The following is a 15,512-nucleotide window of genomic DNA, read 5'->3' on the forward strand; positions in this document are numbered from 1 at the left end:
CCCGTCGTGCGGGCCCGGCGCGGGTGGGGAACTCTGGAGCCAGGAGGTGGCGATGGATCCCGTCGAGGCCCTGGACCGGATCGCCTTCCTGCTGGAGCGGTCCCTGGCGCCGACCTACCGGGTACGCGCCTTCCGTACCGCGGCCCGGGTGCTGGCGCGGCTGCCGGCCGGGCAGATTTGGGAGCGGGCGGACACGGGGACGCTGGAGTCCCTCAAGGGGGTCGGTCCGAAGACCGCGCAGGTGGTGCGCGAGGCGCTCGCCGGAGGGGTCCCCGCCTATCTGGAGAAGCTGGAGGAAGAGGTCGGCAAGCCGCTCACGGGCGGTGGCGCGCGGCTGCGGGCGCTGCTGCGCGGGGACTGCCACCTGCACTCCGACTGGTCGGACGGCGGCAGCCCCATCGAGGAGATGGGCCTGGCGGCCGCCGCGCTCGGACACGAGTGGGCGGCGCTGACCGACCACTCGCCGCGCCTGACGGTGGCCCGCGGGCTGTCCCCGGACCGGCTGCGCCGGCAGTTGGACGTGGTGGCGGAGCTGAACGCGACGTGGGCGCCGTTCCGGCTGCTGACCGGCATCGAGTGCGACATCCTCGACGACGGCTCCCTCGACCAGGAGCCCGAACTGCTGGAGCGGCTCGACGTGGTCGTGGTGTCCGTCCACTCCAAGCTGCGCATGGACGCCCGCGCGATGACCCGCCGCATGGTGAACGCCGTACGCGATCCGCACGCGGACGTGCTCGGGCACTGCACCGGGCGGCTGGTGACCGGGCGGGGGCGGCCGGAGTCGCAGTTCGACGCGGACGAGGTGTTCGCCGCCTGCGCCGAGTCGGGAACGGCCGTGGAGATCAACAGCCGGCCCGAGCGGCTCGACCCGCCCCGGCGGCTGCTGCGCCGGGCCGTGGAGGCGGGCGTGCTGTTCTCGGTCGACACCGACGCGCACGCGCCCGGACAGCTGGACTGGCAGGTCCTCGGCTGTGAGCGGGCCGAGGAGTGCGGGGTGCCGCCGGACCGGGTGGTGACCACCTGGCCGTTGGACGATCTGCTGGCCTGGACGCGGGAGGGCCGGGTGCCGACGGGCGTGACGGGCGGCTGACGTGGTACTCGGTGCCGGCCACGCGGACGACAGCTGGCGAACGCCGACGAAAGGACCCCGGATGGAACGCGCCGCCGTCTTCGATGTCGACGGCACCCTCGTCGACACCAACCACCTGCACGTCGTGACCTGGTGGGAGGCCTTCCGGCAGGCGGGTCACCGGGTGCCCATGCACGCCGTGCACCGGGCGATCGGGCTCGGTTCCACCGATCTGATCGCCCATGTGCTGGGCGTGGACCGCGACGAGGACCAGGACTCCGCGCTGAGCGCCGCGCACAAGGCCCTGTACGGCCAGTACTTCGACCGGCTGCCCGCGCTCGCGGACGCCGGGGCGCTGCTGAGGCGGCTGCACGGCGACGGCCGTCGGGTGGTGCTGGCCACCTCGGCCAGCGGCGCGGAGCTGGCGGCGCTGCGACGTGCCCTGGACGCCGACGAGGCGATCACCGCCACGGCGAGCGCGGACGACGTCGAGGAGGGCAAACCCGCGCCGGAACCCGTCGAGCACGCCCTGGAGCTGGCCGGGGTGCCCGCCGAGCGGGCCGTGTTCGTCGGCGACACCGTGTGGGACATGCGGGCGGGCCGCCGGGCAGGCGTCCGGTGCGTGGCGGTGTTGTGCGGCGGCATTCCGCGCGCCGACCTCGAGGAGGCCGGCGCCCAGGCGGTCTACGCCGATCCGGCCGCCCTGCTGGCCGCCCTGGAGGACAGCCCGCTGGCATGAGTTTCCGCGACGGGACACGGGTGACGGAGGCGGTACGGCGGGAGGCGGGTGCCGTCGCCGGGGCCGCGCGGGCGGCCGGCGCCGGGCCCGGCCGGGAACGGGACCTGGTCGTGCAGTCGCTGAAGGCGGCGGTGGCGGCCCTGCTGGCCTGGCTGGTGGCGGGCTACTGGCTGGGCGACCCGATGGCCCTGATGGCGCCCTGGGTGGCGCTGGTCCTGGTGCAGGCCACGGTGTACGGCTCGCTGCGGCAGGCCGCCCAGCAGTGGTCGGCGATCTGCGCGGGGACCCTGCTCGCCTCGGCGGCGCAGGCAGTCACCGGGGACACCCTGGGCGCGCTCGCGCTGTCACTGCCGGTGCTGATGCTGCTGGCCAACTGGCCAAGGTTCGGCGACCAGGGCGTCTACGCGGCCACCACGGCGGTGTTCACGGTCGCCTCGGGAGCGGTGTCGGCGTCGGCGGTCGGGCACCGGGTGTGGCAGGCGGCGCTCGGCGCGGTGATCGGGGTCGCCGTGAACGCGCTGGTGCTGCCGCCGGTGCACCTGCGGGACGTGCGGGAGAACCTGGTGTCGCTGGCCCGGGAGGCGGGCGAGCTGCTGGACGCGGTCGCGGGCGGGCTGCGGGAGGGCGAGTGGGACGCGGCGACGGCCGCCGAGTGGTCGCGGGCGTCCGCCCGGCTGGAACGTCGGCGGGAGGGGCTGCGCTCGGCGCGCGGCTGGAGCCGGGAGAGCCTGCGGCTGACCTCCGGCCCGCTGCGCGCGCTGCACCGGGTTCCCCTGGACGTGCCGCCGGAGTCGGAGGACGTCCGCTGGGGCCGGGTCACCGACCATGTCGCGGCCCTCACCCGCACGCTCGCCGTGGCGGCCGACGGCGACCGTACGCCCGCCCCGCCCGAGGCGGCGGCGCTGCGGACGTACGCCCGGCTGCTGGAACTCCTCGGCGGAGCCTGCCGGACCGAGGCGGAACGGCTCCGGGGCGCCGCGGCCGGACGCGGGGAGAGTGTGGAGGAGCCTGCGGAGCTGGAGGAGCTTCGGTGCCTCTTGCAGGACAGCCTGCGCGACCACGCCACGCGGGGCGCGGCGCACACGGCGGTCCTGGGGACGCTGCTGCTCCAGGCGGAGAACCTCTGGACCGAGATCCTCCCGGCCGCCCGGGAGGCGGACCGGAGCCGGTGACACAGATCACCGGGGGCGGCCGCAGAGCGGGGAACACCCACAGGTGGTTCGCCGTTGAACAGACCGTGGGTGCGGATGGGACAGTGTCCCCGGGCCTCACCTTTTGCCCACAGGGACGATCGTTCGGCTGAAGCCCTGTGGAGCCTTTCGCCGAGAGGCGACCGCCGTCCGCGCCCACGCACAGACCGCCCCGGCCGTGATTCCCCCGTCACGGTCGGGGCTTCTCACTCATCCCGCTCATCCCGCTCGTGCGGTGATCACCTCCCACCCCTCCGGCTCGTCCCGGGCGCTCGCGTGCCCCGCGCGGAACGGGGGTACTCGTCGCGCCCCAGCCGAGGGCGGCGAGAGGAGTCGAAGGTGAGCAGCGGGTCGGGCAAGAGGGTCGTGGTCACCGGGGCCACCGGCAATGTCGGCACGAGTGTGGTGCGGCTGCTGGCGGAGGATCCCGAGGTGGAGTCGGTGGTGGGGCTGGCCCGGCGGTTCCCGGACCGGACGCCGCCGAAGACGGAGTGGTCGACGGTCGACCTCAGCGCCGAGGAGGGCGGTCTCGCCCGGGTGTTCGAGGGCGCGGACGCGGTGGTGCATCTCGCGTGGGCGTTCCAGCCGACGCACGATCCCGCGGTGACCTGGCGGACCAATGTGCTGGGCAGCCTGCGGGTGTTCGAGGCGGTGGCGGCGGCGAACGTGCCGGCACTGGTGCACGCCTCGTCGGTCGGCGCGTACTCGCCGGGGCCGGAGGAGGAGCGTGCGGTGGACGAGTCGTGGCCCACGCACGGCTGGCCGGACGCCGCGTACTGCCGGGAGAAGGCCTATCTGGAACGGGCGCTGGACACCTTCGAACGCGATCACCCGAGGACCCGCGTGGTGCGGATGCGGCCGGCGTTCCTGTTCAAGAGGGAGTCCGCGAGCGAGCAGCGCCGCATCTTCGGCGGCCGGTTCCTGCCGGGGCCGATCGCCCGGCCCGAGCTGCTGCCGTTCCTGCCGGACGTGCCGGGGCTGCGGGTGCAGGCGCTGCACACCGAGGACGCGGCGGAGGCGTACCGGCTCGCCGTGCGCACGGACGTGCGCGGGCCGTTCAACCTCGCGGCCGATCCGCCCGTCGACGTGGAGCTGCTCGCCGAGATGTTCGACGCCCGCCCGGTGCGACTGCCCAGGACGGCGGCCCGCTCGGCGATCGCCGCCGCGTGGCGCCTGCATCTGCTGCCCGCCTCCCCGCACCTCTTCGACGCGGTCCTGCGCCTCCCGCTGCTGGACTGCACCCGCGCGCGCGTGGAACTGGGCTGGCGCCCGCAGCGTACGGCGACGGAGGTTCTGGAGGAGTTCCTGCACGGGATGCGCGCCGGCGCGGGCGCGCCGACGGAGCCGATGCGGGGTCGCAAGGTCGGCTGACGGCCGGGCGGGACGGTCAGCGCCAGGCCCGATGCGGTCCACCACCGCGTCCGCCTCCTCCCGCCGTACGGCCGCCTGCATCCAGCCGGGCCAGGAGCCGTCGCCCTGCCGCCGCGCCCAGTGTCCGGCGGCCTCCTCCCGCAGTTCGGCCAGCGCCCGGCCCGGGTTCACCCGCGGCGGCGCGAACAGGCCGGGGGCGGCGCGGGCGTGTTCGGTCCAGCGGTCCGCCCAGAAGTCGACCGTCCACCCGGGCCACCGCGTGGCCATCTCCGCCGCCCGCGGGACGGTACCCAGGAGCCACCAGCCGATCCGCCCGCGCGCGGGGTCGATGTGCAGGCCCGACTGGACGGCGGCCCGGCACCGCCCGTGCCGGGGCGCCCCGGCGAGCCGGTCGAGGAGCGCCGGTCCTTCGGTGACGGGGTGGTCGTTGACGGCCGTGAGCAGGTGGCAGCGGTCCTCGCCGACGGTGACGATGCGGAGGTAGGGGTCCCGCTCGCGTGCTTCCTCGTCGTCGCGCCCCAACGGCCACTCCGGGTACACCCGTGCCTCGCGCTCGCGGACGGCGTCCGGGTCGAGGCCCAGGTGGATCCGGAGATCGGCGGGGCCGTCGTACGCCCAGCGCGGTTCCCAGCCGGGCCAGGCGAGGGCGAGGCGGTGCAGCGTCACGGCCCGGTGCCGCAGCTGCGTCACCGGGCCCTCGCTCGCGAACAGCAGCATGACCCGGCGGTGCAGGTCGAGGAGGACCGCCGCCTCGCACACGCCGTCGTCGCGCCAGTGGCCCTCCACGCGCGAGCGGGCCCTGACGGCGGGCAGGACCACGTCCGGGCCGGCCAGCAGGTCGAGATCCAGGCCCACCGCGCCGAAGCGCGCCTCGTACACCTCGTGCGTGCCCGGCGTGCCGTCCTCCGGCACCACCACGAAAACCGCCCAGTCGGCCATGCGGACGATCATCGCAAGGAACTGGGCGGTCGGCCGTCGGGTTCTCTGCCCCGTTGTCTGCCCCGTTCGTCGGCCCGGGTCATGGGCCGGGAGTGGAGGCGGGGTTCAGCCGGTCGACTCGTCGGGGATGGGGTGATCGGGGTTGACGGTGGCCGGGCGGGGGGCGCCCTGCCGGCCCGCGCCCGCCTCGTCCGTGTCGGGGACGTCCATGTCGGGGGCGTCGGCATCGGCGTCGGCCGAGTCGTCCGCGTGGCCCGAGTCGGCGTCCGTGCCGGTGTTCCCGTCCGCCCTCGCGGGGGCGACCTCCCAGGGGTCCTCGCCCGCGTCCGCCTGCTGGTCGGGCAGGTCGCGCGGGACGGGCGTGCCGTTCTCCCCGGGTCCTTCGAGGCGATGATCGGCCACGATGTCCTCCCTTCGAGGTCGTGTCGCACGCGGCGGGACGCGAGTACCTCCGGGTCGACCGGCGAAACCTCAGTGCGGGGCGCGTTCCTCCAGCGCGGTGCGCCAGGCGGGCGCCGGGCCGGCGGGGAGGGGCTCGGGGCGTCGGCCGCCGCGGGAGAAGAAGTCGGCGAGCGGCAGGATCGCGGCGCCCACGGTGACCGCGTCGGGCCCGAGCCGGCCCAGTTCCACGGTGACCTTCTCGGCCGGGTGGCGCAGCGCGTACGCGGTGGCGTGGCGCCGTACGGCGGGCAGGAAGCGGGTGCCGAGCTGGAGGCCGGCCCAGCCGCCGATGAGGATGCGCTCGGGCTGGAAGAGGTTGATCAGGTCGGAGAGCCCCGCGCCCAGGTACTCGGCGGTCTCCTCCAGGACGGCGAGGGCGACCGGGTCGGCCTCGCCGCCGTGGGCCGGGTAGGCGGCGGCGAGCATCGCGGTGAGCGCGGTCTCCTCGTCGGTGTCCCGAGGGGGCTCGCCGCCCTCCTCGCGCCAGCGGTCGAGGAGCGCCTCGGCGCCCGCGTACGCCTCCAGGCAGCCGAGCGCCCCGCAGCGGCAGCGGCGCCCGCGCACCCGCACGGTGAGGTGCCCCCACTCGACGGCCCGGCCGTTCTCCACGTCGGGGGTGACCAGGCAGGCACCGACGCCCGAGCCGAAGAGGACGACGCAGGCGTTGCGGGCCCCGCGGCCTCCGCCGAACCACATCTCGGCCTGGCCGAGGGTCTTGGCGCCGTTGTCGATGAAGTACGGGACGCTCTCGGGGAGGGGGGATCCCGCCCGCAGCAGTTCCTCGAGCGGGACCGCGTCCCAGCCGATGGTCTGGCCGTGCACGACGGCCCCGTGTTCGGGGCCGCGCTCGACGATGCCGGGGACGCCGATACCGACGCCGAGCAGCCGCTCGGGGCCGATGCCTGCGGCGTCGAGCACCTGGGCGATGCCGTCGCGGATGTGGCCGACGATGCCCTCGACCTCGTACCGGCGCTGCTCCAACGGGCGTTCCGCGCGGGCGAGTTCGGTGAGGGTGAGGTCGAACAGCTCGACGCGTACGCGGGTCTCGCCGACATCGACGCCGATCATGTGGCCGCTGGCGGGCGCGACGCGCAGCAGGGTGCGGGGGCGGCCGCCGTCGGAGTCGACGCTGCCGGCCTCCTCCACGAGCCCGTCGGCGACCAGGTCGGCGACGACGTTGCTGACCGAGCCGGAGCTGAGGCCGGTGACCGGGCCCAGCTCGAAGCGGCTGAGGGGGCCGTCGAAGTAGAGCCGTTGCAGGACGGCCGTGCGGTTGGCCCGCCTGAGATCGCGTACCGTACGCCCGTTGCGCTCCGCCATATCGGCCCCCTTCGAACCCTGCCCGACCTGCAACATACCTGGGCGGGCGGGGTCCGCGCGACATTCGTCCAACCCTTAGTTCACGATGTGAGCTAAGAGACGTGACTACTCTGACCCGATGACCACCGGCCCGAGCCTGCTGTCGACCGCGCTGGACGAGACGCACGATCCGCCGCTACGGCCGCTGCCCGCGGCGGTGGTCGCACTGCTGAGCGACGTCGGTGCACCGCCCCGGCTGGTGGCCCACCTGCGGGCCGTGCACGACGTCGCCGCGCAGCTCGTCGACTGGGTCGGCGCGCGCCGCCCGGAGTTGGCGGTGGACGGCGAGGCGGTGCTGTTCGGCGCCGCCACCCATGACGTGGGCAAGACCCTGCACCCCGCCGAACTGTCCGCCCCCGGCTCCCGCCACGAGGAGGCCGGCCGCGACCTCCTGCTCGCCCACGGCGTACCGCCCGAAGTGGCCCGCTTCGCCGCCGGCCACGCTTCCTGGGACGCGGGGACCGGCGTCGAGGACCTGCTGGTGAGCCTGGCCGACAAGGCCTGGAAGAACAGCCGGGTGCCGGACCTGGAGGACCTGCTGGTGACCGCCCTGTCCCGCGCGGGCGGCCGGCCACCCTGGGAGGAGTTCCTGGCCCTGGACGAGTTCCTCACCCACATCGGCGAGGAAGCGGACCGGAGACTGGCCTGGCAGGCGGCGCACCCGGTGCAGGACTGAGGCGCACATCCTGAAGGAAAACAACTGTCTTCTTCCCCCCAGGGCTCTCTACACTTAGGCCTGAACCTAGAGCCCCAAGGAAACGATCGCCCGGACCGCCGGGGGTCGTGGGCCGCACGAATCAGGAGACTCTCCCGATGAGGACCCTCAACGAGCAGGAAATCCGCGACTCCCTTGTGAACTGTTCCAAGGGAGAGGCCAAGCGGTTGGCGGTGCCTCGGGATCTGGAGTCGCGGCCCTGGGGCGATCTGGACTTTCTGGGATGGCGGGATCCGGGGGCGCCCGACCGGAGTTGTCTGGTGACCGAGCGGGGCGGGCGTCCGGTGGGTGTGACCCTGCGGTTCCCGGCCTCGCGGCGGGGCTTTCTGCACCGCAGCATGTGCTCGCTGTGCCTGACCACCCACCCGGGCGGTGGTGTCTCGCTGATGACGGCACGCAAGGCGGGTGCGGCGGGCCGGGAGGGCAACTCGGTGGGCCTGTACATGTGCACGGACCTGGCCTGTTCGCTCTATGTGCGCGGCAAGAAGATCCCGGAGTCGGGGGGCCGGTTCGAGGAGAGCCTCACCCTGGAGGAGCAGATCGCCCGGACGACGGGCAATCTGTCCGCCTTTATCGACAAGCTGTTCGACTGACCTCGCGGGCTCAGACCGCGAGCCGACCTCCGTTCGACGCCTCCGTCCGAAGTGCGTGACGGAAGAAACGTTCGAGGCTGGTGAGGAACGGGAACTGGCCAAGGGATGCAAGATGTACGTGAGCGTGCCGCACCGCTCCTGAGGTTGGTGCGGCGTCATCGGGAACCCGCGGTCGTCCAGGCTTTTCGATCCTCCGCAGCCGCGACGATCGCCTACGTCATCGCGCTGCACCTCAGCCCCGAGACCGCCCCTCTCACGGCGCCGCTGACCGCGCTGCTGGTCGTCCAGGTCACCCTGTACGCGACGCTCACCAACGGTGTGCGACGGGTCAACGCGGTGGTCGCGGGCGTACTCGTCGCCATCGCCTTCAGTCTCCTGGTGGGGCTGACCTGGTGGAGCCTCGGGCTGCTGATCGTGGCCGCGCTGGCCGTCGGCCATCTGGTGCGGGTCGACGAGTACGTGCCCGAGGTGGCGATCAGCGCCATGCTGGTGCTGGGCGTGACGACGGTCGGGAACACGGCCTGGGCGCGGGTGCTGGAGACCCTGATCGGTGCCGTGGTCGGGCTCAGCATCAACCTGCTGCTGCCGCCCCCGGTATGGGTGGAGGAGGCCGGCGAGTCCATCGAGGGGCTGGCCCGGCGGGTGCGGCAGCTGATGCTGCGGATCGGCGAGGAGGCCGCCGGCGGCACGCCCTCCGAGCAGGCCGCCGCCCGGCTGCACGAGGCGCGCCGCCTGGACCACGACATCGTCGAGGTGGACGCGGCGCTGCGGCAGGCGGAGGACAGCCTGCGGCTCAACCCCCGGGTGCGCGAGGGCGTGCTGCACCGGGTGGTGCTGCGCACCGGCCTGGACACCCTGGAGATCTGCACGGTCGTCCTGCGAGTCCTCGCCCGCACCCTCACCGACCTGACGAAGGAGCGGGAACCGGCGGCGTTGTTCCCGGCGGAGACCAGCGCCGCCCTGGAGCGGCTGCTGTCGGAGATCGCCGACGCCGTGGTCAGCTTCGCGGTGCTGGTCACCACGCACGTCAGCGAGAACGCGGAGTCCGCCGAGGAGCGCCTCACCTTCCAGCTGCGGCAGGCCGCCGCCACCCGCGACAAGCTCGCCCAGCTGCTGCTGGAGCAGCTCCAGCACGACGCCCGGCAGTGGCAGCTGCACGGCGCGGTGCTGACCGAGGTCAACCGCATGCTCGACGAACTCGACACCGAACACCGCTCACGCCGCCTCCTGGAGGAGCTGGACCGCGCCACGCGGGAGCAGGGCGGCCGGCTGCCCTGGCTGCCGCGGCTGCGCGAGCGCATCCACCGGCGGCTGCGGGTTCCCGACCGGCTGCGGCGGAACCGGCGGGACGACTCACGCCGTTCGCGCGACCTGTAGGCGGGAGTTCCGCTTTCGGCTCCGCATTCGGCTCTGCGTTCGGTTGTGCGTTCGGTTTTGCGTTCGGCGGTCCTCGCGGGTCAGGGTGGCTGTCACGACGGTGACGGACGACGACCCGAGGTGCGGCACATGGGCAGTGGGACGGAAGCGGCACACGGTGGCTGGAGCAGGCGCCGTTTCGTCGGGGCGCTCGGTGCGGCGGCCGGGGCCTCGGTCGTGGCGGGCTGCCAGGACGGCGCCTCCCGGACGCCCGCGGCACCGGACGGCGGGACGGCGAGCGGCACCGCGGCCCAGCCCACCGCCTCGGCCGCCGCTTCCGCCCCGGCCGCGAAGGAGCCGTCCGGTCCCCGGCCGCTCTACCTGGGCACCTACACCTCGGTGGAGGGCGGCGGCAGGGGCATCGGGGTCGCCGCGTACGACCCCGTGTCGGGCCGGATCACCGGCTCCGGCACGATCACCGGCGTCCCGGACCCGTCGTATCTCGCGGTGCACCCCGACGGCCGGACGCTGTACGCCGTCCAGGAGCGTGAGCGCGGTGCCGTGACCGCCGTACGCACGGCGGACCGCGAGGTGCTGGGGAGCCGGGCGACGGGCGGGGCGCACACCTGTCATCTGTCGGTGCATCCGGGCGGGCGCTGGCTGCTGAGCGCCGACTACGGCTCGGGCACGGTCGCCGTGCACCCGATCGACGCCTCGGGGGCGCTCGGCGCGCCCACCGGCCTGGTCACCCACCGCCGTCCGGCGCCCGGACCGGGTCAACAGGGGCCGCACGCGCACCAGATCGTCACGGCGCCGGACGGCGGGCACGTCCTCGCCGTGGACCTCGGCACCGACACCGTGTACTCCTACCGCCTGGACCAGCGGGCGGGCACGCTGACCGAGGTCGCGCAGGCCCACACCCGGCCGGGCGCCGGGCCGCGCCACCTCACGTTCCATCCCGGCGGCCGGTACGCGTACCTGGCCGACGAGGTCGACGACACGGTCTCGGTCTGCTCCTACGACCCGGCCTCCGGCCGCCTGACGATCGGCCGGCCCCAGTCCACGGGAGCGAGGGCGGGCACCAACCATCCGGCCCAGTTCGCCGTCACACCGGACGGCGCGTACGCCTTCCTGGCCAACCGGGGCGACGACACGATCGCCCGGTACGCCGTCGAGGCGGACGGGGCGCGGCTGCGGCTGCTCGGCACGGTGCCGTCGGGCGGGGAGTTCCCCCGGCAGCTCGCCCTCTCCCCCGACGGCGGCCTGCTGTTCACCGCGAACCAGCGCTCCGGCACGGTCGGCGTGTTCCAGGTGGACGGCCGCGACGGCGCCCTGCGGCGCACGGGCCAGCCGTTCGTGTCACCCGTCGCGGTCTGTGCGCTGCCGCTGTAGGGCACGCGGGCAGGACGCGGCGCCGGCCTGCGTGAGCAGGACGTGCATGCGCTCGGTGAGCTGACCGACGTCGTCGGCCGGCGCGTGGAAGGGCAGGCGTACGTCGCCGTGGGCGCGGGCGCGTTCGATGCGCAGCGTCAGTCCGTGCCGGTCGACGGCGAGCGGCCTGACCCGGACGGCGCCGTGCAGGCTCTCCGTGCGGACGAGCCGGGTGAGCCGTTCGACGGCGTCGGGGTGCGCGTCGGCGAGGTGGGTGAGCAGGTGGGCCTCGGCCAGTGCGAGGGGGTCGGGCTCGGCGGCGGCGAATTCGTCGAGGGCGACGACGACCGCCCCGGAGGGCTCCTTCAGCACGACGCGGGTGGTACGGAAGGCGAGGTGGCCGTCCTCGGGGACGAACCAGCCGGCCAGCCAGAGCCGGGCGCGGATGCGCCCCCGGACCGGGACGGGTGCGACGTCCGCGAACTCCAGCACGGCGGAGGGCTCCCCGCGCGGCGCGAAGATCGCGGCCGTCTGCAGTGCGCTGTCCTCCGGCACGTGCAGGAACACCTGCCCGTCGTCGCCGACGGTGTGCGCGCCGACGAACTCCTCGCGGCCGCCGTCCGCGGTCACCGCGCAGGACCACGACGCGGCGAGCACGGACCGGGCCCGCTCCGCCGCGCCGGGCGCGGCCGTCCAGCTGTCGCTGTCACCCATCCCAAGACCTCCTTAGGTAAGCCTTGCCTAACCTATCGGAGATCGGGGTGTACGCCAACCAGGGCCCGCGAACCTGTGCGGCACCCGTCAGCGGGCGATGACCCCGAGCAGCGCGCGCGCACACAACTCCCGTACCCGCTCCCGCGACAGCGCGTCGTCGGACCCGCGCAGCCACTCCAGGCACACCGCCGTGGTGAACGCCAGCCAGCCGCGCACCGCGAGGCGCACTTCGGCACGCTCCCCGAACAGCGGGCCGAACTCGGGGTCGGCGGCGAGTGCCGCGAGGATCTGGCGTTCCTGGGCGGCCAGCGCCCGCTGGTAGACGCGGCGCACGGCCTGGTCACCGGCCGCGTCCGCCCGGTGGAAGGCGCGATAGCCGTGCGCGTGGGCGCGGACGTACTCCAGGTAGGTGTCCAGGCCGGCGGTGAGCTGTTCGCGGACGGGGATGCCGGGGACGGCCGCCGTCATGCGCAGCATCCGCTCGCTCTCCAACTCGACGACCGCCGCGAAGAAGTCACGCTTGGTAGGGAAGTAGTGGTAGAGCAGCCCCCGCGAGACTCCGGCGATCTCGGCGACCTGCTCGATCCGCACCTCGTCGTACGGGCTCTCCGAGAACAGGCGCGCGCCCACCGACAGGAGTTGCTCACGGCGCTCTCCGGTGCTGAGGCGGCGCCGTGTGCGCTCCCCCGGGTTGGCGGCCATGTCGGCACCTTACTTGACGCCGGTTCGACGGCGGGACGAGACTGGGCGCGCTATTGAACGCACGTACAACACGCTCAACCTGCCGCTGGATCAAGGGAGATCGCGTCATGGCGGAGACGACGACCGGGGCCGGGTCGGGCACGGCGACCGGGGCCGCGCTGCCCAAGGGGTTCCGCAGTGCCGAGCTGGGGTGGCCCGAGCTGCGGCGCATCCCGCATCCGCCGTACCGGCTGCCGCTGCTCGGGGACGTGCTGGGCGCGAGCCGGCGGACGCCGGTGCAGGACTCCCTGGCGTACGGCCGCCGGCTCGGGCCGATCTTCCGGCGGCGCGTCTTCGGCCGGGAGTTCGTCTTCGTCTGGGGTGCGCGGCTCGCGGCCGACATGGCGGACGAGACCCGGTTCGCCAAGCACGTGGGGCTCGGCGTCGCCAACCTGCGGCCGGTGGTCGGGGACGCCCTGTTCACGGCGTACAACCACGAGCCCAACTGGCAGTTGGCGCACGACGTGCTGGCGCCCGGGTTCAGCCGGGAGGCCATGGAGGCCTACCACCCGATGATGCTGGACGTGGCGGACCGGCTGACCGGCCACTGGGACCGCGCGGCGGCCTCGGGGGACGGTGTCGACGTTCCCGGCGACATGACGAAACTGACGCTGGAGACGATCGCGCGCACCGGTTTCGGACATGACTTCGGCTCGTTCGAGCGGTCCCGGCCCCACCCCTTCGTGACGGCGATGGTGGGCACGCTCGGTTACGCGCAGCGGCTCAACACGGTGCCTTCTCCCCGGCTGTTGTGGCGGGCCACGCGCCGCAACGAGGCGGACATCGCCCACCTCGACCGCACGGTCGACGAACTGGTGCGGGCCCGCCGGGCGGGCGCCGGCGGCCACGGCGACCTCCTCGACCGGATGCTGGAGACGGCCCACCCGGAGACCGGGGAGCGGCTGTCGGCGCAGAACGTGCGGCGCCAGGTCATCACCTTCCTGGTCGCCGGTCACGAGACCACCTCGGGCGCGCTCTCCTTCGCCCTGCACTACCTGTCCCGCCACCCCGAGGTGGCCGCCCGCGCCCGCGCCGAGGTGGACCGGGTGTGGGGCGACGCGCCGGTGCCGGGGTACGACCAGGTGGCGAAGCTGCGCCACGTGCGCCGGGTCATCGACGAGTCGCTGCGGCTGTGGCCGACGGCACCCGCGTTCGCGCGGGAGGCCCGCGAGGACACCGTGCTGGCCGGGGAGCATCCGATGCGGCGCGGCGCGTGGGCGCTGGTGCTGACGGCGATGCTGCACCGCGACCCGGAGGTGTGGGGTGCCGACGCCGAGGAGTTCGACCCGGACCGCTTCGAGGCGGGGGCCGTCCGCGCGCGTGCCCCGCACACCTTCAAGCCGTTCGGCACCGGGGCGCGGGCCTGCATCGGGCGGCAGTTCGCGCTGCACGAGGCCACGCTCGTGCTCGGCCTGCTGCTGCGCCGCTACGAGCTGCTGCCCGACCCCGGCTACCGGCTGCGGGTGGCCGAACGGCTGACCCTGATGCCGGAAGGACTGCGGCTACGGCTGGAGCGGCGCACCCCGACGGCGGCCACGGTGGGCGAACGGGAGGCGGAGGAACCCGCCTCAGTGCCCCGCTGTCCAGTGCGCGGGCCGGCCGACTGACCCCGGCAGCCTGGTCCCCGCGCTCCCCCGGGCCGCGGTGAGCTGCGGCTGGGTCAGGAAGAGCACGCCGGTCAGATCGGCGTCCGTGAGGTCGGTGTCACGCAGGTCCGCCCCGATGAGGTCGGCACCGCGCAGGTCGGCGCCGGTCAGGTCGGCGGCGATGAGCAGGGCCCCGCGCAGGTTCGCGCCCCGCAGGTCGGCGCCCTTGAGGCGGGCGCCCATCAGGTCGGCCCCCCGGTGTTCCTTCCTGCGGCCGGGCAGGCCCGCGCGGGCCAGTTCGCTGGTCCGCAGGAGCAGGGCGTTGACGTCCTCGCGGTGGGCCGGCACGTCCAGCGCGGCGAGTTCCTCCGGGGTGCCCCGGGTCAGCTCCCCGGTGCGCTCCAGGGCCCGGCGCAGCTCGGGATGGATCGGGCGGGCCGCGGGGAGGGCGAGGGCCTCGGTGAGGTACCAGAGCAGTTCGTGGAGGTGCCGGACCACCGGGAAGACCTCCATCATGCGGCGGGCGTGGTCGCGGGGGGCCGTACGCCAGCCCTGGCCGCCGAAGGTGATCTGCGAGACCTTCTGGCCCGCGCCGAAGCAGTCGTAGACCGTGCAGCCGTTGAAGCCCTTCTGCCGCAGCCGGGTGTGGATGCCGCAGCGGTGGTCCTCGCCCAGGTTGGGGCAGGGCCTTCCGGCGTCCTTGTCGATCGCGAAGTCCGCGGAGCGGGCGAAGGGCAGGGCCACGCAGCACAGCCCGAAGCAGTTGCCGCAGTCGCCGCGCAGGTCGCCGCGGTCCATCGTCTCGTCTCGCATTCCGTCCACCCTACTGACCTGCGGCGCTTGTCCGCGCACCGGTGCGGGGCGCTCGCGCGGAACGAGAACTCACCGCTGGGTTTCCGGGGCTGTGGGGGTCCGCTCATCCAGCGGAAAACAACGTCGGCTATCACGGAGTCAGGAGCCGGCTGCGGCAGAAGCCGACGGACCGAGGAGCCACACCATGTGCAGTCACCAGCCACCGTGCCCCACCCCGGAGAGCGCCGACCGGCACTCGGCCGTCGTCGTCACGGCCCACCCCGAACAGGGGTGGAGCCTGCTGTGCAACGGCACCCTCGTCTTCGACGACACCGGTGAACTCCTGCCCGACGGACGGGTGGTGGCCCCCCACCGGGTCCCCGGCCCGCCCGTCGCGGCGGTCTGACTCAGCCGGCGTCCGGCGGTACCTCCGGGCGCGTGAGGCTCGGGGTCGGCCAGGATGTACAGGGCGACGATCCTGCCGTCGACGACCGTGACGCCCATGACCGGCCGCAGGACGCCGTCGGGGGCATTGA

General features: G+C 74.3%; 15 protein-coding genes. 10 read left to right on the top strand and 5 right to left on the bottom strand.

Translation table 11 applies throughout. The features are described from left to right. Positions 1-52 precede the first annotated feature (52 nt). From ACFWJX_RS18885 to ACFWJX_RS18900, 4 genes are all read left to right on the top strand, one after another. Positions 53-1,090 (top strand): PHP domain-containing protein, encoded by a 1,038-nt coding sequence (locus ACFWJX_RS18885; RefSeq protein ID WP_383244107.1) that lies wholly within the window; start codon positions 53-55, stop codon positions 1,088-1,090. Positions 1,091-1,151: 61 nt separating this feature from the next. Continuing rightward, complete coding sequence (locus ACFWJX_RS18890) at positions 1,152-1,808, top strand: HAD family hydrolase (RefSeq protein WP_383244110.1); 657 nt, start codon at positions 1,152-1,154, stop codon at positions 1,806-1,808. After that, positions 1,805-2,980, top strand: a complete 1,176-nt coding sequence (locus ACFWJX_RS18895) for an aromatic acid exporter family protein (protein ID WP_383244113.1) — start codon at positions 1,805-1,807, stop codon at positions 2,978-2,980. The genes ACFWJX_RS18890 and ACFWJX_RS18895 overlap by 4 nt, the downstream gene beginning before the upstream one ends. Positions 2,981-3,337: 357 nt before the next feature. Continuing rightward, positions 3,338-4,369, top strand: a complete 1,032-nt coding sequence (locus tag ACFWJX_RS18900) for an SDR family oxidoreductase (protein ID WP_383244116.1) — start codon at positions 3,338-3,340, stop codon at positions 4,367-4,369. Between the two features lie 1,044 nt (positions 4,370-5,413). Here ACFWJX_RS18900 and ACFWJX_RS18905 read toward each other — a convergent pair. Next, entirely contained in the window at positions 5,414-5,710 is a 297-nt protein-coding gene (locus ACFWJX_RS18905) for a hypothetical protein (RefSeq protein ID WP_383244119.1), read from the bottom strand. 69 nt (positions 5,711-5,779) lie between these two features. Further along, complete coding sequence (locus ACFWJX_RS18910; protein ID WP_383244121.1) at positions 5,780-7,069, bottom strand: ROK family protein; 1,290 nt, start codon at positions 7,067-7,069, stop codon at positions 5,780-5,782. Between the two features lie 118 nt (positions 7,070-7,187). Between ACFWJX_RS18910 and ACFWJX_RS18915 the strand changes: the two genes are divergently transcribed. From ACFWJX_RS18915 to ACFWJX_RS18930, 4 genes are all read left to right on the top strand, one after another. After that, on the top strand, positions 7,188-7,784 hold the full coding sequence (locus tag ACFWJX_RS18915; RefSeq protein ID WP_383244124.1) for an HDIG domain-containing metalloprotein: 597 nt from the start codon (positions 7,188-7,190) through the stop codon (positions 7,782-7,784). 137 nt (positions 7,785-7,921) lie between these two features. Next, the gene (locus tag ACFWJX_RS18920; protein WP_383244127.1) at positions 7,922-8,416 is read left to right on the top strand and encodes an FBP domain-containing protein; all 495 of its coding nucleotides are present in this window, start codon (positions 7,922-7,924) and stop codon (positions 8,414-8,416) included. Between the two features lie 105 nt (positions 8,417-8,521). Then, on the top strand, positions 8,522-9,793 hold the full coding sequence (locus tag ACFWJX_RS18925; protein ID WP_383244130.1) for an aromatic acid exporter family protein: 1,272 nt from the start codon (positions 8,522-8,524) through the stop codon (positions 9,791-9,793). A 129-nt stretch (positions 9,794-9,922) separates the two neighbouring features. Beyond that, positions 9,923-11,164: a lactonase family protein gene (locus ACFWJX_RS18930; protein WP_383244133.1), complete on the top strand. Its 1,242-nt coding sequence runs from the start codon at positions 9,923-9,925 to the stop codon at positions 11,162-11,164. Here ACFWJX_RS18930 and ACFWJX_RS18935 read toward each other — a convergent pair. Next, positions 11,132-11,857, bottom strand: a complete 726-nt coding sequence (locus tag ACFWJX_RS18935) for a DUF2470 domain-containing protein (RefSeq protein ID WP_383244136.1) — start codon at positions 11,855-11,857, stop codon at positions 11,132-11,134. The two genes, ACFWJX_RS18930 and ACFWJX_RS18935, sit on opposite strands and share 33 nt — an antisense overlap. An 87-nt stretch (positions 11,858-11,944) precedes the next feature. Further along, on the bottom strand, positions 11,945-12,559 hold the full coding sequence (locus ACFWJX_RS18940) for a TetR/AcrR family transcriptional regulator (RefSeq protein WP_383244139.1): 615 nt from the start codon (positions 12,557-12,559) through the stop codon (positions 11,945-11,947). Between the two features lie 107 nt (positions 12,560-12,666). On the opposite strand from ACFWJX_RS18940, the gene ACFWJX_RS18945 reads away from it, so the two are divergent. After that, positions 12,667-14,205, top strand: a complete 1,539-nt coding sequence (locus ACFWJX_RS18945) for a cytochrome P450 (protein ID WP_383244142.1) — start codon at positions 12,667-12,669, stop codon at positions 14,203-14,205. Here the strand turns inward: ACFWJX_RS18945 and ACFWJX_RS18950 are convergent. Continuing rightward, positions 14,167-14,997, bottom strand: a complete 831-nt coding sequence (locus tag ACFWJX_RS18950) for a pentapeptide repeat-containing protein (protein WP_383244145.1) — start codon at positions 14,995-14,997, stop codon at positions 14,167-14,169. The genes ACFWJX_RS18945 and ACFWJX_RS18950 overlap by 39 nt on opposite strands. A 184-nt stretch (positions 14,998-15,181) precedes the next feature. Between ACFWJX_RS18950 and ACFWJX_RS18955 the strand changes: the two genes are divergently transcribed. After that, the gene (locus ACFWJX_RS18955) at positions 15,182-15,382 is read left to right on the top strand and encodes a DUF5999 family protein (RefSeq protein WP_383244147.1); all 201 of its coding nucleotides are present in this window, start codon (positions 15,182-15,184) and stop codon (positions 15,380-15,382) included. Positions 15,383-15,512 lie beyond the last annotated feature (130 nt).

This window comes from Streptomyces sp. NPDC058335, assembly GCF_042723915.1.
Classification (GTDB): domain Bacteria; phylum Actinomycetota; class Actinomycetes; order Streptomycetales; family Streptomycetaceae; genus Streptomyces.